16 protein-coding genes are annotated in these 21,031 nt (G+C 72.2%); 6 read left to right on the top strand and 10 right to left on the bottom strand.

From position 1 onward, the window contains the following. Window positions 1–29: 29 nt before the first annotated feature. Entirely contained in the window at window positions 30–869 is an 840-nt protein-coding gene (locus IH26_RS0106070; RefSeq protein ID WP_030435108.1) for a patatin-like phospholipase family protein, read from the top strand. A 129-nt stretch (window positions 870–998) separates the two neighbouring features. Here the strand turns inward: IH26_RS0106070 and prcA are convergent, their stop codons facing one another. The 9 genes from prcA to IH26_RS0106020 all read right to left on the bottom strand — a co-directional run bounded on the left by prcA (window position 999) and on the right by IH26_RS0106020 (window position 11,296). Beyond that, a complete protein-coding gene (prcA, locus tag IH26_RS0106065) occupies window positions 999–1,829 on the bottom strand; it encodes a proteasome subunit alpha (RefSeq protein WP_030435107.1) in 831 nt (276 codons plus the stop codon). A 49-nt stretch (window positions 1,830–1,878) separates the two neighbouring features. Next, window positions 1,879–2,718, bottom strand: a complete 840-nt coding sequence (prcB, locus tag IH26_RS0106060) for a proteasome subunit beta (RefSeq protein WP_030435106.1) — start codon at window positions 2,716–2,718, stop codon at window positions 1,879–1,881. Window positions 2,719–2,995: 277 nt separating this feature from the next. Next, the gene (locus tag IH26_RS0106050; protein WP_030435105.1) at window positions 2,996–3,205 is read right to left on the bottom strand and encodes a ubiquitin-like protein Pup; all 210 of its coding nucleotides are present in this window, start codon (window positions 3,203–3,205) and stop codon (window positions 2,996–2,998) included. A gap of 109 nt (window positions 3,206–3,314) precedes the next feature. Next, the gene (dop, locus tag IH26_RS0106045) at window positions 3,315–4,832 is read right to left on the bottom strand and encodes a depupylase/deamidase Dop (RefSeq protein WP_034213906.1); all 1,518 of its coding nucleotides are present in this window, start codon (window positions 4,830–4,832) and stop codon (window positions 3,315–3,317) included. Between the two features lie 44 nt (window positions 4,833–4,876). Beyond that, on the bottom strand, window positions 4,877–6,172 hold the full coding sequence (locus IH26_RS0106040) for an acyltransferase family protein (RefSeq protein WP_051807609.1): 1,296 nt from the start codon (window positions 6,170–6,172) through the stop codon (window positions 4,877–4,879). A gap of 60 nt (window positions 6,173–6,232) precedes the next feature. After that, on the bottom strand, window positions 6,233–8,014 hold the full coding sequence (gene arc, locus IH26_RS0106035) for a proteasome ATPase (protein WP_030435102.1): 1,782 nt from the start codon (window positions 8,012–8,014) through the stop codon (window positions 6,233–6,235). A gap of 525 nt (window positions 8,015–8,539) precedes the next feature. Then, window positions 8,540–9,130, bottom strand: a complete 591-nt coding sequence (locus IH26_RS0106030; RefSeq protein WP_030435101.1) for a hypothetical protein — start codon at window positions 9,128–9,130, stop codon at window positions 8,540–8,542. A gap of 92 nt (window positions 9,131–9,222) precedes the next feature. Then, the gene (locus IH26_RS0106025; RefSeq protein WP_034213902.1) at window positions 9,223–10,122 is read right to left on the bottom strand and encodes a tRNA (adenine-N1)-methyltransferase; all 900 of its coding nucleotides are present in this window, start codon (window positions 10,120–10,122) and stop codon (window positions 9,223–9,225) included. A 22-nt stretch (window positions 10,123–10,144) separates the two neighbouring features. Then, complete coding sequence (locus IH26_RS0106020; RefSeq protein WP_425394365.1) at window positions 10,145–11,296, bottom strand: site-2 protease family protein; 1,152 nt, start codon at window positions 11,294–11,296, stop codon at window positions 10,145–10,147. A gap of 75 nt (window positions 11,297–11,371) precedes the next feature. Here IH26_RS0106020 and IH26_RS0106015 point away from each other — a divergent pair, with 75 nt between their 5' ends. The 5 genes from IH26_RS0106015 (at window position 11,372) to IH26_RS0105995 (ending at window position 19,855) form a co-directional block, all read left to right on the top strand. Next, a complete protein-coding gene (locus IH26_RS0106015; RefSeq protein ID WP_030435098.1) occupies window positions 11,372–12,517 on the top strand; it encodes a PD-(D/E)XK nuclease family protein in 1,146 nt (381 codons plus the stop codon). A 110-nt stretch (window positions 12,518–12,627) separates the two neighbouring features. After that, the gene (locus IH26_RS0106010; RefSeq protein WP_030435097.1) at window positions 12,628–13,326 is read left to right on the top strand and encodes a LuxR C-terminal-related transcriptional regulator; all 699 of its coding nucleotides are present in this window, start codon (window positions 12,628–12,630) and stop codon (window positions 13,324–13,326) included. A 499-nt stretch (window positions 13,327–13,825) separates the two neighbouring features. Beyond that, a complete protein-coding gene (locus IH26_RS0106005) occupies window positions 13,826–17,464 on the top strand; it encodes a CHAT domain-containing protein (RefSeq protein ID WP_030435096.1) in 3,639 nt (1,212 codons plus the stop codon). Window positions 17,465–17,467: 3 nt separating this feature from the next. Continuing rightward, window positions 17,468–19,525, top strand: a complete 2,058-nt coding sequence (locus IH26_RS0106000) for a CHAT domain-containing protein (protein WP_030435095.1) — start codon at window positions 17,468–17,470, stop codon at window positions 19,523–19,525. Window positions 19,526–19,528: 3 nt separating this feature from the next. Then, window positions 19,529–19,855 (top strand): hypothetical protein, encoded by a 327-nt coding sequence (locus IH26_RS0105995; protein WP_030435094.1) that lies wholly within the window; start codon window positions 19,529–19,531, stop codon window positions 19,853–19,855. Between the two features lie 352 nt (window positions 19,856–20,207). Here IH26_RS0105995 and IH26_RS0105985 read toward each other — a convergent pair whose 3' ends face one another. Further along, window positions 20,208–21,023 carry a DUF4097 family beta strand repeat-containing protein gene (locus IH26_RS0105985; RefSeq protein ID WP_030435093.1) on the bottom strand — a complete coding sequence of 272 codons (816 nt, stop codon included), beginning with the start codon at window positions 21,021–21,023 and terminating at the stop codon, window positions 20,208–20,210. Window positions 21,024–21,031: the final 8 nt, after the last annotated feature.

Raw genomic sequence — 21,031 nt, 5'->3', positions numbered from 1 at the left:
ACATTCTGCCGCGTGCTACCCATTGATCCATGGAGAACGCTCTCGTCCTCGGCGCCGGCGGGATCACCGGCATCGCCTGGCATCTCGGGGTACTCACCGGCCTGCGGGCCGCGGGCGTGGATCTGACCGGCGCCGGCCTGGTGGTGGGCACGTCTGCCGGGTCGGTCACCGGCGCGCTGATCACCGCCGGCCTCGACCTCGACGAGGCCAGGCGTTTGGAAGCCCGGTTCGGCGACGGCGACCCGCCGATCGAGCCGGACTGGGAGCGCGGGTCGGCGGCGTTCGCCACGCTCACCGACGACTCGCTGGAGCCGGCCGAGATCCGGCGCACCGTCGGCCGGCTCGCACTCGAGGCGAAGGTGGTGGCCGAGGAGCCGTACGTGGCCTCGCTGACCCGCCGCCTGCCCCGGCGCGACTGGCCGGAGCGGCCGTTCGTCATCGCGGCCGTGGACGCCGGGTCGGGTGAGCCGGTCGCCTGGGACCGCGACTCGGGGGTGCCGCTCGACCGGGCGGTGGCGGCCAGCTGCGCGGTGCCGGCCGTCTTCCCGCCGGTGACCGTCGGCGGTCGCCGCTACATGGACGGCGGGGTGCGCTCGGGCACCAACGCCGACCTGGCCGCCGGGTGCCGGCGGATCGTGGTGCTGGCGCCGCTCGCGCCGGTCCGGATGCACGGCGCCCCGGCGGCCGAGATCGAGGCGCTGCGACAGGGGGCGAAGGTGGCGCTGGTCGCCCCGGACGAGGCCACCCTCGCGGCGTTGGGCCCGAACGTCTTCGACGCCGGCCGCTGGGAGGCCGCGATCGAGGCCGGCATCGCCCAGGGCGCGAGCCCGGGCGTCGCGGCCGAGGTCGCGGCCGTCTGGAACAGCTGAGGCGCGGCCCTAGGCGCGGGCCTGGGCGTCGCGGCCGTCTGGAACAGCTGAGGCGCGGCCCTAGGCGCGGGCCTGGGCGTCGCGGCCGCCTGGAACAGCTGAGGCGCGGCCCGGGGGCCGCGCCTCGCGTCAGGAACCGTCGCCGTTGACTTCCTCGTCCGGCGTCTCGTCGACCACCGGCGCCGCCGAGACGGTCGGCTTGTCCTCGGCCGGGTTCGGCGGGGCCGCATCCACCTCGCCGAGGTCGGCCTCGGCCACCTCGGTGGTGCCGGACAGCAGGTCGGTGAGCGCCGTCCCGGCGATCCGCCGGAACGCGCGGCCCTTGCGCCGCCGGTCGAGCACCGCGACCTCGAGCTGCTTGGCGTCCAGCCGGCGGGTCTGGCCGTTCTCCCCGCCGACGCTGCCCAGCGCCTCGGCGGCCAGCGCCAGCGCCGCCTGCAGGCCGGCCGCGGTGTCGTGCCGCTCGCGCAGCACGTTGGAGATCGCCTCGGCCTGGCCGCCCATCGCCATGAAGCCGGGCTCGTCCATCACCGAGCCGTCGTACGTGATCCGGTACAGCTCGTCGGTCTCCGGGCTGCTGCCGACCTGCGCGATGCAGATCTCCACCTCGTACGGCTTCTGCGTCTCGGAGAAGATCGCGCCGAGCGTCTGGGTGTACGCGTTCGCCATGCCGCGCCCGGTCACGTCCCGCCGGTCGAAGCTGTACCCGTTCAGGTCGGCCATCCGGACGCCCATCCGGCGCAGCGCCTCGAACTCGTTGTACCGGCCGACCGCCGCGAACCCGATCTTGTCGTAGATCTCGCTGATCTTCCGGAGGGTGGTGATGTTCTCGGCGACCAGCAGGATGCCGCCCTCGTAGGTGAGCACCACGGCGGAGCGGCCGCGGGCGATGCCCTTGCGGGCGTACTCCGAGCGGTCGCGCTGGACCTGCTCGGGTGATGCGTAGAACTGCATGGCCACGGGTGGCTACTCCCTCACGTCCGGTGATTCAGCGTCGTTGAAAGGGGGCTCAGCCGCCCGGGTTCTCCATGCGCCCGGCGACGACCGACTCGGCCACCGCCGTGATCTGCTCCTCGGTCAGCCGGTGGGTGCCCTGGGCGGTCGCCGACATCACCACCGGGTAGATCTTGCGGCTCACGTCCGGGCCGCCGGTCGCGGTGTCGTCGTCGGCCGCGTCGTACAGCGCCTCGACCGCCATCCGGACCGCGTCGTCGGTGCTCAGGCCGGGCCGGTACTTCTTCTTCAGCGCCGATTTCGCGAACAGCGAGCCGGAGCCGATCGAGTCGTACCCGGTCTCCTCGTAGAGGCCGCCGGCCACGTCGAAACTGAAGATCCGCCCGGCCCGTGACGGGTCGCCCGGCGACAGGTCGAAGCCGGCGAACAGCGGCACCACCGCGAGGCCCTGCATCGCCGCGCCGAGGTTGCCGCGCACCATGCCGGCCAGCCGGTTCGCCTTACCGTCGAGGGACAGCATGATGCCCTCGATCTTCTCGTAGTGCTCGAGTTCGACCTGGAACAGCCGCATCAGCTCGATGCCGATGCCCGCCGTGCCGGCGATGCCGATCAGCGAGTACGAATCGGCGGGATGCACCTTCTCGATGTCCCGGCTGGCGATGAGGTTGCCCATGGTGGCCCGGCGGTCGCCCGCCATGACCACGCCCTCGGCCGTCGCGATCGCCACGATCGTGGTGCCGTGCGGCGCCAGGTCGGCCGCCATCCCCGGCGGCAGCGGCCGGCGACCCGGCAGCAACTCGGGGGACGCCTGGGTCAGGAACTGCGTGAAGGAGGACGTCCCCGCGTTCATGAAGAAATCCGGCAGGCGCCCGGATGGATCAAAGTCCTTGGCCACGTGGTTCCTTTCAGATACGTGATCGCACCGCGGTTGAAGCACAATATCCCGGGCACGCGGGCGGTGCGATGATCGTGATCGACGTGTCCGGGCCCGGACGAAGCACGGGCCGCCCACGCCGGGCACGGGTCAGGACCAGCCTGCCCGATCCGGCGCACGACGGCCCGTACTTCCTGGGCTATGCCCGAATTGTCCGCCTCCGGACTCTCGGGTCGCTGCTCGAATTCGGCTAAGAGCGAAACGTGATTATCCGATCACCGACGATCGGACAAACGCCTCACTCACCGCCTTTCTGGACGTAGCCGCGGACGAACTCCTCCGCGTTCTCCTCCAGGACGGAGTCGATCTCGTCGAGCAGGTCGTCGACGTCCTCGGTGATCTCGGCGTGGCGCTCGGCCACCTCGGGGTTGGCCTCGACGGTGACGTCCTCGACCTCTTCGGAGCTGCGGCTCTTCTGCGACTGGCCGCCGGTGTCTCGGGTTGCCATGGATGTCCCCCTTCTAGCCACCCGAAGTCGCACAACATCGGGTACCTGAAACCTACCTCGACCCTGTGACAAAACGCCCCGCCGGGCGGGGCGTTTTCTCAGCGAGCCCTCAGCGCCCGGTGATGACCTCCAGCAGGTCCTTCGCGCTCTCGCACTTGTCGAACAGCGCCCCGACGTGCTTCTTCGTCCCGCGCTCCGGCTCCATCATCGGCACCCGGACGAGCGACTCCCGCCCCACGTCGAAGATGACCGAGTCCCAGCTGGCCGCGACCACTTCGGACGCGTACTGCGCCAGGCACCGGCCGCGGAAGTACGCCCGGGTGTCGACCGGCGGCTCGTACATGGCCCGCAGCGTCTCCTCCGGGTCGAGCAGGGTCTGCATCGAGCCGCGGGCCACCAGGCGGTGGTAGAGGCCCTTCTCCGGCCGTACGTCCGCGTACTGCAGGTCGACCAACTGGAGCTTGGGCGACGACCAGCCCAGGTTCTCCCGCTCCCGGTAGCCCTCGAGCAGCCGCAGCTTGGCCACCCAGTCGAGGCTGTCGGAGCAGAGCATCGGGTCGCGGCCGAGCTTGTCGAGCACGTCCTCCCAGCGGTCCAGCACGTCCAGCGTCTGCTCGTCGGCGTCGTCGCCGTACCGGTCCTCGACGAACGCGCGGGCCCGCTCGTAGTACGCCCACTGCAGGTCCAGCGCGGTCAGCTTGCGGCCGTCGCGCAGCCGGATCAGGTGCTTCAGCGCCGGGTCGTGACTGACCGACTTGAGCTCGCTGACCGGGTCGGCGATGCCCAGCTCGCCGGTGAACACCTTCTCCTCGATCATGGCGAGGACCAGCGAGGTGGTGCCCATCTTGAGGTAGGACGCGATCTCCGACAGGTTCGCGTCGCCGATGATCACGTGGAGCCGGCGGTACTTGTCGGCGTCCGCGTGCGGCTCGTCCCGGGTGTTGATGATCGGGCGCTTGAGCGTGGTCTCCAGGCCGACCTCGACCTCGAAGAAGTCGGCGCGGGAGGAGAGCTGGAAGCCCGCGCCCGAGCCGTCCTGCCCGATGCCGACCCGGCCCACGCCGGTGAACACCTGGCGGGTGACGAAGAACGGGGTCAGGTGGGCGACGATGTCGGCGAACGGGGTCTGCCGGCGCATCAGGTAGTTCTCGTGCGACCCGTACGACGCGCCCTTGTTGTCGGTGTTGTTCTTGTAGAGCTGGATGCGGTGCGCGCCGGGGATGGTCGCGGCGCGGCGCGAGGCCTCGGCCATGACCAGCTCGCCGGCCTTGTCCCACTTGACCACGTCGAGCGGGTTGGTGCACTCGGGAGTGCTGTACTCCGGGTGCGCGTGGTCCACGTAGAGGCGGGCGCCGTTGGTCAGTATCACGTTCGCCAGGCCGAGGTCTTCGTCCGCCAGGGCGTCGGCCGGGTCGTACGCGGCACCGGAGTAGGTGAACCCCCGAGCGTCGCGCAGCGGCGACTCCTCCTCGTAGTCCCAGCGGGCCCGGCCGCCGCGGTTGAGCTCGGGACGGGCGCCGTAGGCGTTCACCACCTGCGAGGAGGTGACCATCGGGTTGGCGCCGGGCTGCCCGGGCACCGAAATGCCGTACTCGACCTCGGTACCCATGATCCGTCGTACGCTCATGCGACCACCATCCCGCCCGCCACGCTGCTGCTCATGTATCGAGCCTAGACGCTCTGCCGCTCGTTCTCGCCCTGCCCCGTGCGCGGCACGGCACGCTGGGTGGTCAACGATCTTGCCGGGACCGGGCGCGGCTCGAGCCGCGCGGTCAGCCGCCGGGCCAGTCGCTGGCCCGGCAGTTCCACCATCCGGTACGCGAGCCACGCCGTCCCCAGCGCCACGGCGAGGTATCCCACCCCGACGGCAGCGCGGAACAACACGCCGTGCGTCCCGGCATCCGGGACGACGTGCGGCAGCGCGACCAGCACGATCACGTGCAGCAGGTACAGCGAGTAACTGATCCGGCCGAGCCACGTGAACACGGAGGGCACAGTTCGGTTTCGCATGGCGTACGCCAAGAGGAACGTGACCGCGACCGCGCCGACGTTGGCCGACCACAGCTGCAGCGCGGCGCGGTTGCCCAGGTTTGTCCAATGCGCACCGATCGCGCTCAGCGCGACCACGGTCAGCGCCACGGTCGCCGCGCCGCGCCCGATCTGCCCGTGCTGCCGGCGGTAGACGACCGTCCCGGCGAACATGACGGCCAGCAGCAACAGGCCCTGCCAGGAGGCGATGACGGTGCTCTCCCGGGTCGCGTGGCCGTTCACCGCGGGCAGCAGGACCAGGGCGATGCCGGCGGCGCCGGCGGCCGGCACGAGCCGATCCTTGAGGTACGCCAGGATGCTGAGCCCGACCAGCACCACGAGCAGCGCGGCCGTGGCCTTGCGCGCGTCGAAGGTGGCGCCCAGCAGGTCGTCCGGCAGCCGCGCCCCGGCGACCAGCGCGGTCAGCGCGAGCCCGGCCGCCCACCAGGCGCTGTGCCGGTGCAGCCGCCACACGAACAGCCCGGAGACGACCAGATAGAACGTCATCTCGTAGGAGAGGGTCCAGAACACCCGGACGGCTCCCCGGACGCCGATCAGGTCGGACATCATCGTCACGTGCGCCAGCACGACGGCGGCGGTCTGGTGGCGCAGGCTCGACGTCCAGGACAGCCAGCCGGCCACGCTCAGCAGCAGCACGAGCGCGATCGCGGCCAGGTAGGCGGGGTAGATCCGGCAGAGCCGGCCGATCCAGAACCGGCGCAGGCTGCCGTGCCGTTCCAGCGACATCGGGATGACGTAGCCGCTCACCAGGAAGAACAGCAGCACCCCGTACTTGCCCAGGTCGAAGTGCCGGTAGACGGCCAGGTGCCGGTCGTTGCCGAGCACCGTCGGGCTCAGGTGGAACACCACGACGACCAGGGCGGCGTAGCCGCGCAACGCATCGAGCCAGGCCAGGCGTACGGGAGTGGGACCGGTCACGCCTGGTGCAACGAGAGCGCGGGCGGAGGGTCACCCCCGCCCGCGTCCTGATCGATCTGTTTACAGGTACTGACCGGTGTTGGTCGCCGTCTCGATGGAACGGCCGGCCTCCGCGCCCTTGCCGCCGGAGACGAGCGTACGGATGTAGACGATCCGCTCGCCCTTCTTGCCGGAGATGCGCGCCCAGTCGTCGGGGTTGGTCGTGTTCGGCAGGTCCTCGTTCTCCCGGAACTCGTCGACGCACGAGTCCAGCAGGTGCTGCAGGCGCAGCCCCTTCTTGCCGGAGGTGAGGAACTCCTTGATCGCCATCTTCTTGCCGCGGTCCACGATGTTCTGGATCATCGCGCCGGAGTTGAAGTCCTTGAAGTACAGGACCTCCTTGTCACCGTTGGCGTAGGTGACCTCCAGGAAGCGGTTCTCCTCGGACTCGGTGTACATCCGCAGCACGACCGCCTCGATCATCGCGGCGACCGTGGCGTCCCGGTCTCGGCCGTGCTCGACCAGGTCGTCCTCGGACAGCGGCAGGCCGGCCAGGATGTACTTGGCGAAGATGTCCTTGGCCGCCTCCGCGTCCGGCCGCTCGATCTTGATCTTCACGTCGAGCCGGCCGGGGCGCAGGATCGCCGGGTCGATCATGTCTTCCCGGTTGGAGGCGCCGATCACGATCACGTTCTCCAGGCCCTCGACGCCGTCGATCTCGCTGAGCAGCTGGGGAACGATCGTGTTCTCCACGTCGCTGGAGACGCCGGAGCCACGGGTCCGGAAGATCGAGTCCATCTCGTCGAAGAACACGATCACCGGGGTGCCCTCGCCGGCCTTCTCCCGGGCCCGCTGGAAGACCAGGCGGATGTGCCGCTCGGTCTCACCCACGTACTTGTTGAGCAGTTCCGGGCCCTTGATGTTGAGGAAGTAGCTGGTGTGCTTCTCCTCGCCGCGGCGCTCGGCGATCTTCTTGGCCAGCGAGTTGGCCACCGCCTTGGCGATCAGGGTCTTGCCGCAGCCGGGCGGGCCGTAGAGCAGGATGCCCTTCGGCGGGCGCAGCTGGTGCTCCCGGAACAGGTCGGCGTGCAGGAACGGCAGCTCCACCGCGTCGCGGATCTGCTCGATCTGGGCGTGCAGGCCGCCGATGTCCTCGTAGCCGACGTCGGGGACCTCCTCCAGCACGAGCTCCTCGACCTCGCTCTTCGGGATGCGCTCGTACGCGTACGCCGAGCGCGGCTCGATCATCAGCGAGTCGCCGGCGCGGAGTTTCGCGATGTCCAGCGAGTCGGCCAGGAAGACGATCCGCTCCTCGTCGGCGTGCGAGACGACCAGGGCGCGGTCGCCGATCTCGCCGTGCGGGCCGGACAGCACCTCCTTGAGGAGCACGACCTCGCCGCTGCGCTCGAAGCCGAACGCGTCGACGACGTTGAGCGCGTCGTTGAGCAGCACCTCCTGCCCGCGCTGCAACTCCTCCACCTCGAGCGACGGCGAGACCGCCACCCGAAGCTTGCGGCCGCCGGTGAACACGTCCACCGTGCCGTCCTCGTGGGCGGTCAGGAATACGCCGTAGCCGCTGGGCGGCTGGGCAAGGCGGTCAATCTCTTCCTTGAGAGTGACGATCTGGGCCCGGGCTTCCTTGAGGGTCGCCACGAGCCGGTCGTTGTTCTCGGTCACTCGGGCCAGCTGCGCCTGCGTTGCCGCGAGCCGTTCCTCGAGCTGCCGGACGTGTCGTGGGCTCTCGGTCAACTTCCGCCTAACCAGGGCCAGTTCCTCCTGCAGGAACGCGACCTGGCTGGAGAGATCGTTGGCCTCTTTCTCCCAACGTGCGGCGCGTGAATCCGCCTCGTCGCTACGTGCCACGTCCCACCTCCCCGGGGGCTCGAACGTCTTGCGATAACACTAGCTGCTGCGGGCCGGATTTCGACCGGTGCAACACCCTCGTCACCGAGTCTTGATCCATTCGGTCAGTACGCGCAAGTTGGTTGTCGGTGGCATCCCGTACGGTCGTCCGGCACCGTTTCCGGGAGGTTCGTGGTGGGGCCGCGGGCCGTCGCCGGCCGGTCGCGGGCCGGACCGGGCCGGGATCTCCGCGCCGGCGGCGGGCTCCCCGCCGGAGATCTTGGAGCGCGCCGGGGATCCGGGCGGTGAGCTGCTGCGATCCCCGGAGAGCGCATGGTGGTACCGGCCCGTCTCCGGCTCGAGCTGGTCGACGCCGCGGAGACAGCCCCGGGGAGAGCTTCCACGTTCTGCGGGCGCCGGACGAGGTCGAGATCGCCGGTCCGGACGCCGACTGACAAACCCCTTCTGCCGTACGCGTTTTCCCCGCGCCAAGCAATGCGGCCCGGCCCGAGTTGGCGGTAAATGTCACAACGGCGACGCGGGGCTTTACAAAGTCGGCCGGCCCACCAAAGACGCCACAACCCTGGAAAACTCCTCAAGCCGGGCAATCTGCCCCGGACCGCCGTCGTCGAGCGTCTTGCCGAAGCGCAGCGCGTCGTGCCGGACCGTCGGCCGGCCCTCGCCCTCGTCCAGCCCGGGCGGCGGCACCGCGTCGTCGATCGAGCTGAGCAGCAGGTAGACGTCGATGCTGTCGACCCGGGCCTGGCCGTTGGAGGTGCGGGTGAGCCGGCGCCGGCAGCCCACCTCGGTGACCGTGGAGAGCGGCACCACCCGCAGCGACGAGGTCATCGAGCCGACCGGGCCGTCGCCGGGCGCCACGTCCTCCCCGTGCCAGAGCACCAGGCGGCTGCCGTCGCAGATGACGACCTCCTGCCAGACGCCGTTCACCTCGTTGACGAAGCGCTCCAGGGTGAAGCACAGCACCGAGGCACCGCGGAGCACGCCGAACAGCGCGTCCAGCGCGACCTCGGGGTCGCGCAGGTAGGCCCGGGCGGCGGAGTCCAGGTCCTGGTACGGCGACCAGTCGGGGAACACCGCCGGCATCTCGTTGCTGCCACCGAACGGTGGAGAACTCATCGTGCCCACCCGATCCTCCTGCCCTGCCGAGCTGCCCCCAAGGAAGCTACCCGACCGGACCGGGCGTAGTCACATCGCTCGGCCGGGTAACGTCATCGATCCGTTTCGCCCGTTTCCGGGGCCTTCGCGGCGGCGAGCGCGGCCTGGGTGGCCTTGCGCAGCGCGTACGCCTCGGCGCCCTTGCTCGGTTTCCGCCGGCGCGGTGGCGCGTTCACCCCCGGCGCCAGCTTGCGGGCCGAGACCAGGAACGCGGTGTGCGCGATCATCCGGTGGTCGGGGCGCACCGCCAGGCCCTCGGCGTGCCAGTCGCGGACCAGCGACTCCCAGGCCCGCGGCTCGGTCCAGCCGCCCCGCTCGCGCAGCGCCTCGACCAGCTCGGACAGCTGCGGGGTGGTGGCCACGTAGCCGACGAAGACGCCGCCCGGGACGATCGACCGCTCGACCATGTCGAGCGCCTCCCACGGGGTCAGCATGTCCAGCACGATCCGGTCGAAACCGGTCTCCGGGTTGTCCGCCACGTCGCCGACGTGCAGGGTCCAGGCCTTCTGCGGGCCGCCGAGGAACGCCTCGACGTTCTTCCGGGCGATCGCCGCGAAATCCTCCCGCAGCTCGTACGAGTGCAGCTCGCCGTGATCACCCACCGCCCGCAGCAGCGAACAGGTCAGCGCGCCCGAGCCGACCCCGGCCTCGAGAACCTTCGCCCCCGGGAAGATGTCGCCCATCGCGACGATCTGCGCCGCGTCCTTCGGGTAGATCACCTGGGCGCCGCGCGGCATGGACAGCACGTAGTCGCTCAGCAGCGGCCGCAGCGCCAGGTACGGCGTGCCGCCGGCCGAGGTCACCACGCTGCCCTCGGGCAGGCCGATCAGCTCGTCGTGCTCCAGGGCGCCCCGATGGGTATGGTACGACTTGCCGGGTTCCAGCACGATCGTGTGCATCCGCCCCTTGGGGTCGGTGAGCTGGACCCGGTCGCCCGGGTGGAAGTTGGTCACTCTGCTTCTCTCTGATCTCGTCTCACGGCCGGCGCGGGCGGCGCGGCTCCAGCACCTCGGCGACGTCGCCGACGCGGAGCACGCCCACCACATCCTCGCCCGAGGTGACCACGTACTGCCCGGCCGGGTGGGCCTGCAGCGCGCGCACCACCTGCTCCCCGGTCAGCCCGAGCGGCAGCGCGGGCACCGCCTCGCGCGACCGGGACACGGAGTCCACGGCCACCCACGGGCGACGGTCGACCGGGACGCGCTCGGCGGCCACCGGGTCGACCAGTGCGGTGAGATTACCGGCCGAGTCGGAGACGGCCAGCACCACGTTCGGCCGCGGGTCCTCCGAGCGCCGGCGCTGGGCCTCGCCGAGCGGGGTGCCGGCCGGCACGGTCAGCAGCGGGCGGGCCAGCCGGGCCAGGTCGACCTGCGGGAACCGGCGGGTCATCCGGGCCAGCCGGATCGACTGCCCGGCCCCCTGCCACAGGGTGAACACCACCAGCAGCACGAACAACAGCCCGAACAGGGTGAGCGTCTGCAGCCGGTACAGCCACAGGGCGGCGACCATGCAGGCGAACGCGAGGATCCGGCCGGACCAGGCGGCCGCCTCGGTCGCCGTGTTCCGGTCCTTGAGCAGCGCCCAGAGCCCGGCCCGCAGCGCCCGGCCGCCGTCCAGCGGCAGCCCCGGCAGCACGTTGAAGACCGCGACCAGCACGTTGCTGGCGGCCAGCTGGAACGCGATCTGCCCGGCCGCGGTCCGGTCGGGCAGCGCCACGGCGGCCGCCGTGGCGATCCCGCCGAGCACCAGCGACACGGCCGGCCCGGCCAGGCTGACCAGGGCGTCCACCCGCGGGCTGGGGGCGTCCCGGTCCATCTCCGTCCAGCCGCCGAGCAGCTCCAGGGTGATGCCGCGCACGCCGATGCCGAATTTGCGGGCGGTCAGCGCGTGGCCGAGCTCGTGCAGCAGCACCGAGCCCAGCAGGCAGGCCACGAAGCACAGCCCGAGCAGGTAGCCCCACGGCTCGGGCAGGCTCAGCTCGGCCCGCACATAGTTGCCGTAGACGGCCGTGACCAGCGCCGCGAGCAACAGCATCGACCCGTTCACAAAGATCGGGATGCCCAGCACGTGACCGACCGGCCGCCCACGCCGGCCGGGCCGCTGGGGCCGCGACATGCTCTGCTCCACGCCGACGATGCTACGGACCCGCCGCCGCCGGGTCGCCATGCCGTTTCGTCGTACCCCTGCCCTAGCCTTCTTGGCATGACGGCACAGACGGCCCCCGGCTCTCCGGCAAGCTCCGCCCTCCCCTTCGCCGGCCCCTCGCTGTCGCCGTCCCGCGCGGCCGACTTCAAGACCTGCCCGCTGCTGTTCCGTTTCCGCACCATAGACAAACTTCAAGAGCAGCCGACGGCCGATCAGGTACGAGGCACCCTGGTCCACGCCGTCCTGGAACGCCTCTTCGACCTGCCCGCCGCCGAGCGCACGCCGACCGCGGCCGCCGCCCTGGTCGAGCCCTCCTGGGCCGCGCTCCTCGAGGCCGAACCCGAGCTGGCCGCCATCTTCGCCGCCGCCACCGCCCCGCGACGCCCGACCCGCGCCCCCGGCGCGCCCCTCGACGCCGCCGGCCCAGCGCCCGACGCGCCCGTCGACGCCACCGCCCCCGCACTCGGCGCGCCCTCCGCCGCCCTCAGTCTGGGCGCGGCTGCCCCCCAGCCGCGCCTTGCGGCCGCCGGTGACGCCCTTCAGCCCCGCCTTGACCCCGCCGCCCTGCTCGCCGAGGCGGATGCCACCGGGCAGCCGGCGCTGATCGACGTGCCGGCCGTCGACGAGGCGGCCCGGCTGGCGGCGTTCCTGGGCAGCGCCACCGCCCTGCTCGACGGCTACTTCGCGGTGGAGGACCCGCGGCGCCTCGAACCGGCCGAGCGCGAGGCGCTGATCTCCACGATGGTCGACGACACGCTGCTGATCCGCGGCTACATCGACCGGCTCGACGTCTCCCCCGCCGGCGACCTGCGGGTGGTCGACTACAAGACCGGCGGCGCCCCGCGCGAGGCGTTCGAGGGCCGGGCGTTGTTCCAGCTGAAGTTCTACGCCCTGGTCCTGTGGCGCACCCGGGGCGTCGTCCCGCGGGTGCTGCGCCTGCTCTACCTGAAGGATGCCGAGGTCTGCGACTACAGCCCCGACGCCGACGAGCTGGAGCGCTTCGAGCGCACCCTGGTCGCCCTGTCCGAGGCGATCGAGCGGGCCAAACGCGAGCAGGACTTCCGCCCCAAACCCAGCCGGCTCTGCGGTTGGTGCAGCCACCGGGCTCTGTGCCCCGAGTTCGGCGGCACGCCACCGCCGTTCCCGGCCGACGAGCCGGTCAGCGTCGACCTCACCCCCGCCGACGACGATCGCCTAGGGTGACGCCAGGCGGGACCGGAGGCGGGGCCGACACGCGGAGCCGAGAGGCGGGACCGAGAGGCGGGACCGAGAGGCGGGACCGAGAGGGCGAGGCTGAGGGGGCGAGGCGCGCGGTGAGCGGGACGAGGGGCGAGCGGCCGTTGCGGGTGCTGCTGGCCGACCCGGCGCCGATGCACCGCTCCGGCCTGCGTATGGTTCTGGCGACGCACGCGGACGGCGGCGGACCGGAGATCGTCGTCATGGGCGAGACGGGGGACGGCGCCGAGGCGGTCGAATTGGCCCGGCGGCTGCTGCCCGACGTGCTGATCGCCGAAATACCGCTGTCCCGGCTGGACGGGCTCGCGGTCGCGCGGGCGGTCACGTCGGCGAGGCTGCCGGTGCGGGTGCTGATCCTGACCGCGCACGACGCCGACGAGCAGGTGCTGGGGGCGATCGCCGCGGGGGCCGCCGGGTTCGTGTGCAAGGACGCACCACCCGCGGAGGTCGTCTCGGCCGTGCGGGCGGTGGCGGCGGGCGGCGCGGTGATCAGCCCGGGTGTGCTGGCCCGCATCCTCACCCGGGTGGCCGAGGCGCTGCCCGCCCCGGAGACGACCGTGACCGCCAAGCTCGACACGCTGACCGACCGGGAACGCGAGGTCCTCGTCCACGTGGCCCGCGGTCACTCCAACGCCGAGATCGCCGCGGCGTTGCAGGTCAGCGACACCACGGTCAAGACCCACGTCGGCCACGTGCTGACCAAGCTGCGCCTGCGCGACCGCACCCAGGCGGTCGTCCTCGCCTACGAGACCGGCCTCGTCAAACCCGGCGCCTGACCAGCCCGGGCAGCCGCAGGCGACGGCGGCCACAGGCCGGGCCGGCACCCCGAACCCCAGTGCCACGCCACGCCCCCGCGCGCCACGCCCCCGCGCGCCACGCCCCCCGCGCGCCACGCCCCCGCGCGCCACGCCCACGCCCCGCGCGCGCCACGCCCACGCCCACGCGCGGCATGGCCCACGCGCGCTCCAGGTTCTCATCGCCGATGCCGAGGGCTCGGGGTCGCCGGGTTTGGCCAGCAGCCGGCCAGCGGTCCGGGCGGCGCGGATGAGCCGCCCGCACCGCAAGGGGCGTTCCGGCCGTCGGGCTTCGGGGTGCGGCGGCCGGCCCAGGAACCGCGGCGGCCGGTCCGTTCCCGTTGCCTGACGTGTCGGCCATCGGACCTCGGCACTACCGGTTCAGGCGATGTCCGCCGCGAGCGGGGGTGCCACGCTCGATCCATCGGTCCGTGCTGAAAGAACACGTGCTCGAAGGTTCCATGCTCGAACGGGGTGTGGCATGACGCTTCCCTTGCGGGCCTACGACGTCGCCGTCGCGGCCAGTGCGAATGCCCAGCAGACCGGCTCCCTGGCGGCCTGGTCGGTCGCGGTCGAGAAGTGGATCCAGGTATTTCAGACGCCTGGCGTGCAGGCCCACCCGCTGACCCTGATGGACACCCGGGTGCAGCTCGGAAACGCGTTCGACGCCCGCTACGTGGCCGGTGGCGGCATCGACGATCTGACCGCCGCCGTCACCTGCCTGGTCGCCGCGCTCGAGATGCCGGAATGCGGGCCGATCCGCGACTCGGTCTCCGCCGATCTGGCCCTGGCGGCCCTGCACCTGTTCGAAGAGACCGGCCGGCTTTCCGATCTGGATCTCGCCATCGCGGCGTACCAGCAGGCGGCCGAGGGCGGTCAGCTGGACCGGGAAACCAGCGACATCATCCGGAACAACTACGGACTCGCGCTCTACAAGCGTCATCAGGCGGCCGGCGATCCGGCCGCGCTCGACGAGGCGGTCGAGTGTCTGGGCCGGCAGGCCCGCTCGGCGGGTAGCCCGCAGAGCCGGGCCGACGCCGCCGCCAACCTGGGCATCGCGCTGCGGGCGCGCTTCGAGTTCGGCCACGACCCGGCCGATCTCGACAACTCGGTCGCCGCGCAGCGGGCTGCCGTCGCGACCGGCACCCCCGGCAGTGAGTCGTGGGCACGGTGGATGTCCAACCTCGGCAACGCTCTGAACAACCGGTTCCAGCTCCGAGGCGACCGGCAGGACCTGCTGGACGCGGTCAGCGCCCAGCGGCAGGCTCTGCGGGCATTGCCGCCCGGGTCGCCGGCGTGGACGAACGCCCAGGTCAATCTCGGGAGCGCGCTCGGGCTGCTGGCCGACCGGTTCGGCGACACGGCCGACCTGGAGGCCGGGATCACCGCTTACCGGGCGGCGGCCGCGCGGGCACCGCGGGGGTCGACGGCCTGGCTGGTGGCCACGAACGGGTTGGTCGGGCTCCTCAAGAACCGGTTCCAGGCCGCCGCCGACCCGACCGACCTGGATGCCGCCGCCGAGCTCGGCCAGCAGCTGCTGGCCGAGCTGCCGACGGGCTCCCGGCAGCGGGTGCCGGCGCTCATCCAGGTCGGCCTGGTCCAGCGGACCCGCTACGCGGGCACCGCCGCGCCGGCCGACATCGAGCTGGCGCTGGACTGCCTGCGCGAGGCGGTGCGGACCGCCGACGCACAGCATCGGGCGACGGCCATCGGTGCACTCGGCGAGACACTGATCACCCGCTATCACATCACCGGTGACTACGCCGACCTCGATGCCGCAATCGAGTCGCTACGGGATGCACTCGCGGTCGTGGCGGACGGTTCGGCCGGTGCCGGCGACCTGGCCGCGACCCTCAGCGGGGCCCTCGACCTGCGGTACGCCGACAGTTTCGATCTGACCGCGGTGGAGGAGTCCCTCGCGCTGCGGCGCCAGGCGCTCGCCACCGTCGGTGCGGGCACCGCCAAGTGGGTGCGGTGGCACGGCGACCTGGCCGCCACTCTCAGTCTCCGGCACCGCATCACCAACGACACCGGAGACCTGACCGCCGCGGTCGACGCCTTGCGGGCCGCCCTCGACGTTCCCCAGCCACGTTCGCTGAGCTGGGTCGCGGCGCAGCTCGAACTCGCCGGAACGCTGATGCAGCGGCATCAGGCGACCGGCCACTCGTCCGACGACCTGGCGGCAGCGGTCGCCGCCGCCTCGGCGGCGGAGCAGGCGCCGCACCTGCCGCCGGCCGAGCTGGTCTGGCAGCAGCTCACCCTGGGCGACGCGCACCGGTTGCGCTTCGGGGAGAGTGCCGAGCCGGCCGACGCCACGGCGGCCACCCGGTGCTACACCGCGATCCTCGGCCGGGACGGGGTCTCGGCCGAGCGGACGGCGATCGCCGCGGCCGGCCTCGGCGAGCTGCTCTCGCTGCAGGACGACTGGGCCGGCGCGGCCGAGGCCCTGGAGCGGGCCATGCGATCGTTCGACGAGCTCTACGAGACGCAGCTGACCCTGGCCCACCGGGACAGCGCGCTGGCCCGCATCGCGCACGCCGGGCTGCTGGCCGGCTACGCGCTCGCCCAGGCCGGCCGTCCGGGCGACGCGGTCGCGCTGCTGGAACGGTCGCGGGCACGGGCGCTGGGCGGCGTGCTCGGCCGCGACCGGGCCGAGCTCGACCGACTCTGGCAGGACCATCCGGAGATCTTCCGGCAGTACACCGGGTCAGTGCGCGAGCTGGACCGGATCGAGGCGCTGGAACGGTCCGGCGGCGACCCGGGCGATCGGGCCAGGCAGGCCCGGGACAGCCACCGGCGGGCGGTCACCGCGGTTCGCGCGGTGCCCGGCTACGAGAGGTTCCTGGTCGCGCCGACGTGGGCCGACATCGCCGGCTGGCTGGCCGGGGCGGGCGGTCCGCCGGTGGTCTACCTGATCAGCACGCGGGACGGCGGCGTCGCCCTGCTGCTCACCCCGGCCGCCCAGCCCGCGGCCGCCCAGCCCGCGGCCGCCCAGCCCGCGGCCGCCCAGCCCGAGGCGGCGCAGCCCGCGGTGGAGGCGGTGTGGCTGGACCAGTTGGACGCCGTCACCGTCCGCGACCTGCTCATCGGCCCGGACGGCTGGACCGCGGCCTACGCGGGCTGGATCGACGACCCGGGGAAGGGCCGTGACCGCTGGTTCGACGCGCTCGAGAGCACCGGGCGGGAGCTCTGGCGGCGCGCGATGGGTCCCCTGCTGGACCTGCTGCGGGAGCGGGGCACGACCGCGGCCACGCTCATCCCGGGCGGCCTGCTCGCGCTGTTTCCGTGGCACGCCGCGCAGGTCGAGGACCCGGACGCGCCAACCGGCATCCGCTGTGCGCTGGACGACCTGGTTCTCTCCTACGCCCCCTCGATCCGAGTTGCGACGATCGCTCGCCGGGGCGTGCCGGGCGCCTCCGGCGGTACGCTGCTCGCGGTGGCCGAACCGGCCCCCGTCACCGCGTCGCCCCTGCCCGCGGCGGCGATCGAGGTAGCCGCCGTGGCCGGGATGTTCGCCGATCCGGTGGTGCTCACCGGCACCGAGGCGACCCGCGAGGCGGTCCTCGACCGGCTGCCGGGATCGGGCGTCGTGCATCTCTCCTGTCATGGCCGCACCGACTGGGCCGCCCCGCTGCGCAGCGGGCTGCTGCTGGCCGGCGACCAGTGGCTCTCGGTCGGTGACCTGCTCGACCGGCGCCTCCCGCCGGCCCGCCTCGCCTGCCTCTCGGCCTGCGAGACCGGCGCGATCGGCCTCTCGCTCCCGGACGAATCGGTGTCGCTGCCGACGGCTTTGCTGCAGGCCGGATTCGCCGGGATCGTCGCTTCGCTGTGGACGGTCAGTGACGTCGCGACGGCGATGCTGATGGAACGGTTCCACACCCTCTGGCACGAGCTCGGCGACCCAGCGGCGGCCCTGCGTCAGGCGCAACGGTGGCTGCGGGACACGACCAACGGCGAGAAGGCCGCCTACTTCCACCAGCAGCTGCCTGGCCTGGACGCCTCGCGGGCGAGCGGATCGGCGGCGGCTGAGTTCTTCACCGTCACCGTGATCCGCCGCGGCGACGCCCGGGACTTCGCCCATCCGTTCTGGTGGGCGGCGTTCGCCCTGACCGGCGCGTAGGCAATGATCAAATCGGACCGGCTGCGGTGGGCGGTCGACCTGATCTGGCCGCACCTGCCCGAGCTGGTCGACGACGACTGGGCCGATGTCGAACCGCGGTTGCTGGATGCGCTGGCCGGCCTGGACGACGCGGACCCGGTCTCGACTGCCCGGGTACTGGCGGTGCTGCTCAGGCACTCGGCGGTGCAGGAGCGGCTCGGCCCGCTGCTCGATCCGGGAGCCTGGGGCACGCGCGGCACCCCGGTTGACGAGCCGGCCTCCGGGCCGCCGGCGCGATCGGTCAACACGCTGGTCGCTCGGGCCGGCGCGGACACGGCGGCGTCCCGGTTGTTCCCGGCCACCGAATACGAGGTGCTGCTCAACATCGGTCCGCACCAGCCGGACAGTCTGCTGCCGGACACCGAGGCCCGGTGGCCGGACGAGCTACTTCCGGATGGCGGCCTCTGGCTGCGAGCGGTCCTGTTTCTCGGCAGTCAGACCCGTGCCCGGACGGTGCCGTTCTTCCTCGGCCCCGCGGGCGAGAGCTTCCATTGCGGCTGCACTCCCGACGGACCGCACGACGTCGGGTGCATCCCTCAGCGGTGGGTGCGTTTTCCCTGGCGTACGCCGGAAGAGCCGGCGGCGGTCGACGGCGAGCTCGTGGTCTATCACCAGGCCGCCGCCGTCGTGGCGGTGCGCCTGCACCTGCCCTCCGGGGAACCGTTGCGGGCCCCGCACGCGTGGCTTGCCGGACGACTCACCAGCAGCTTCAACGACCTCGGCAAACTGGCCGGGCGGACCGCCTCGGTGGTGGCGTCGGGCGGGTCCGGACGCGTCCTGGTGAACGGCACCGGCTTTCTGGACAACCCGTTCGCGATCGGAGCGGGGGCGGCCGACACGTCCGCCTTCAATGCCCGCACGGCCCTTTTCAACAGCCACTTCGAACGCCGCGGAGACACCTTGCTGTCACGGTACGGCGCCGGCCGCGAGGCTTTCGACAAGGACTACGACGCGTACGAGAAAGATCTTCGTCGTCTCGCCCGGGAAGGGGCCGAGCTCTACACGGCGCTGTTCCGGCCGCCCGGCAGCGACAACACCGTCGCCTTCACGCTGCCGGCGTTGATCCGTCACGAGGCTCGGGTGCGCGGCCGGCCACCCGTGATCCAGATCGTCGACGACCGCTTCGACGAGCACGCCATGCTGTGGTCGCTGATCTACGATCTGCCGGTCGGCTCGGATCCGGAGCGCTACCAGGTCTGCCCGGCGGTGCGGGAATTCGGGCCGGGCGGCAACCACAGTGGACCGATTCCGCCGCTGTGCCCCCACGAGGACACCCACCGCGGCCGGGGCGACGTGCTCTGCCCGTACGGTTTCTGGGGTCTGTCCTGCCTGCTCGAACAGCCGCCGACCGTGGGACGGGACTTGGCGGCCGTGGTCGGGCCGGCCGGGGACGCTGTCACGGTGCTGGCCGCGGTCGGCGGATCACTCGACGCGAAGCTCACCGAGCAGCACTTCACCCGGCTCTCAGCCCGCCTGCCCGACCCGGCCCTGCGCCGGCCTCCGGCCGCCCGTCCGGAACAGCTCGCGGCCCTGCTCGGTCCGGAGGCAATGGATGTCGTCTACTTCTACTGCCACTGCGGATACGACCGGCGCAGCCCGGGCGCGGCCGCCGACCGCTACCTCGACCTGGGCGGATACACCGTGCAGCCGCTCGACATCACCATGTGGGCCCGCACCGTGTGGCCCGATCCGCACTGGTCGTCCCGCCGCCCGCTCGTCCTGCTCAACGGCTGCCACACGGCCGAAGCGACCAGCGGGACACTGAACGCTTTTGTGCCGGCTTTCACCGAATGGGCGGGTGCCTCGGGAGTGGTCGGCACCGAGATCACGGTCGAGCAGGGACTGGCCGGACGGGTGATGGAGGAACTGCTGGCCGGCCTGCTCGACGGGCAGTCGCTGGGGGTCGCCTTGCACGCGACCCGCTGGGCGATGCTGGCACGGGGCAACGTCATCGGACTCGCGTACACCGCATACAGCTTCGCCAACCTCACTCTGCGGCCGTCGGTGGCCGGACAGGAGTAACTCATGGTCATGTCGGTGGGCGCCTGCTGCTTCGGCGTCACGGTCGGCTACCTCACGTACCGAAGTCTGGTGCGGACCAGGAAGACGGCCGTGACCGACATCGCGACCGTGGTCGGCGCCATCGGCGGCGCCGCGGTGACCGGCCTGTTCGACCCGCACCAGGGCGACGCCTTCGGGTGGTACTCGATCGGGCTGCTGGCCGGGCTCGCCGCGTTCTTCCTGCTGTTCCTGGCTCTCAACGGCCGGAAGAAGACGGCAGCCGTGATGGGGGCAGCCGATCTCGGCGACCTGGACGCCGGGGCGCCGATGAGCGACGGGCCGCAGCGTTAGTTGCCGGCCCGAAGCCGGGCGGGAATTCGGCGCCTCGTTCCGGACGCGTCACGCGCGCACGGCGAAAGCCCGGTGGGGTGCACCGGGCTTTCGCCGATGGCGCCGTCAGCGACGCCGGGGGTCGGCGGTCGGGCCTCGGTTCCGGGGCCACTCCGGCGGGGTGCGCCGGCCGGCGCGGGTGTGGGTTTCGGCCGGGAGGTGCTGGCGCACGCGCCGGGCGCACAACTCGAGGCCGAGGACTTGGTCGGGTTGCATCAGGAACCCTCTTTCATGGCAGTGGCCTGGATACGCAGGTGCAGGATCAGCAGCCGGCTGAACGCCGGCAGCATCAGCCGGCTGAACAGCGGTAACATCAGGCGGCCGCGGCGGGGCGGGCGGACGCGGCCCGGTGGACGCGGATGTCGCCACTCGCGGTGCGGACGCGCAGTTCCAGCTCGGCGGGGGTGTCGGTGGGCGGGGTCTCGCCGCGGGCGGTCAGGTCGGTGATGGACTTGCCGGAGCTGGTGTTCACGTCCATCCAGACCGCGGAGCCGGCCGCCACGCCGACCGTGATGTCGCCGGAGGCGGAGCGGATGTCGGCCGTGCCCTGGCGGAGCGAGCCGATCTCGATGTCGCCGCTCGCGGTGTGGGCGCGGGCCGAGCCGCCGACCGTGCCGGTGCGGATGTTGCCGCTCGCCGACTCGGCGTTGACGTCATGGGTGACGTCACCGATGCGCAGGTCGCCCGAGGACGACTTGGCCCGCAGCGAGCCGCCGACCTGTCCCACGGTCAGGTCGCCGCTGGCCGCCTCCAGCGAGACGTCCCCGGTCGCCGAACCCAGCTCGACGTCGGCGGAGGCCACGTCGAGCCGCACGTCGCCGAAGACGCCCAGCGCCCGCACGTCGGCCGAGGCGGTCTTGCCGGCCAGCGAGCTGCCGGCCGGGACCCGTACGGTGATCCGCAGTTTCGGGCTGCGCCGCCAGGACCAGGCCTCGGCGCCGGGCACCTGGACGAGCAGCGTGTCGTCCTCCAGCAGGACCCGGGTGTGCTGTGCGGCGTCGGCCCCGTTGCCGCCCATCGGCTGGACGTCGACCGACGCGGTGAGGCGCTCCTCGGCCACGATCTCGACGGCGCCGCCGTGCGCGCGCAGCACGACCGTGACGGGGGTGGAGCGGTCGAACTCGTACATGATGATCT

The sequence above is a fragment of the Actinoplanes subtropicus genome (assembly GCF_000721705.1).
GTDB classification, from domain to species: domain Bacteria; phylum Actinomycetota; class Actinomycetes; order Mycobacteriales; family Micromonosporaceae; genus Actinoplanes; species Actinoplanes subtropicus.
This window is presented reverse-complemented; position numbering and strand designations above follow the sequence as displayed.

Excerpts from the sequence above, each read along its gene's own strand:
- IH26_RS0106070 (WP_030435108.1), top strand. The coding sequence starts at position 30 with ATGGAGAACGCTCTCGTCCTCGGCGCCGGCGGGATCACCGGCATCGCC.
- IH26_RS0106050 (WP_030435105.1), bottom strand. The coding sequence starts at position 3,205 with ATGGCAACCCGAGACACCGGCGGCCAGTCGCAGAAGAGCCGCAGCTCC.
- IH26_RS0106005 (WP_030435096.1), top strand. The coding sequence starts at position 13,826 with ATGACGCTTCCCTTGCGGGCCTACGACGTCGCCGTCGCGGCCAGTGCG.
- IH26_RS0106000 (WP_030435095.1), top strand. The coding sequence starts at position 17,468 with ATGATCAAATCGGACCGGCTGCGGTGGGCGGTCGACCTGATCTGGCCG.
- IH26_RS0105995 (WP_030435094.1), top strand. The coding sequence starts at position 19,529 with ATGGTCATGTCGGTGGGCGCCTGCTGCTTCGGCGTCACGGTCGGCTAC.
- IH26_RS0106015 (WP_030435098.1), top strand. The coding sequence starts at position 11,372 with ATGACGGCACAGACGGCCCCCGGCTCTCCGGCAAGCTCCGCCCTCCCC.
- IH26_RS0105985 (WP_030435093.1), bottom strand. The coding sequence starts at position 21,023 with ATGTACGAGTTCGACCGCTCCACCCCCGTCACGGTCGTGCTGCGCGCG.
- dop (WP_034213906.1), bottom strand. The coding sequence starts at position 4,832 with ATGAGCGTACGACGGATCATGGGTACCGAGGTCGAGTACGGCATTTCG.
- IH26_RS0106030 (WP_030435101.1), bottom strand. The coding sequence starts at position 9,130 with ATGAGTTCTCCACCGTTCGGTGGCAGCAACGAGATGCCGGCGGTGTTC.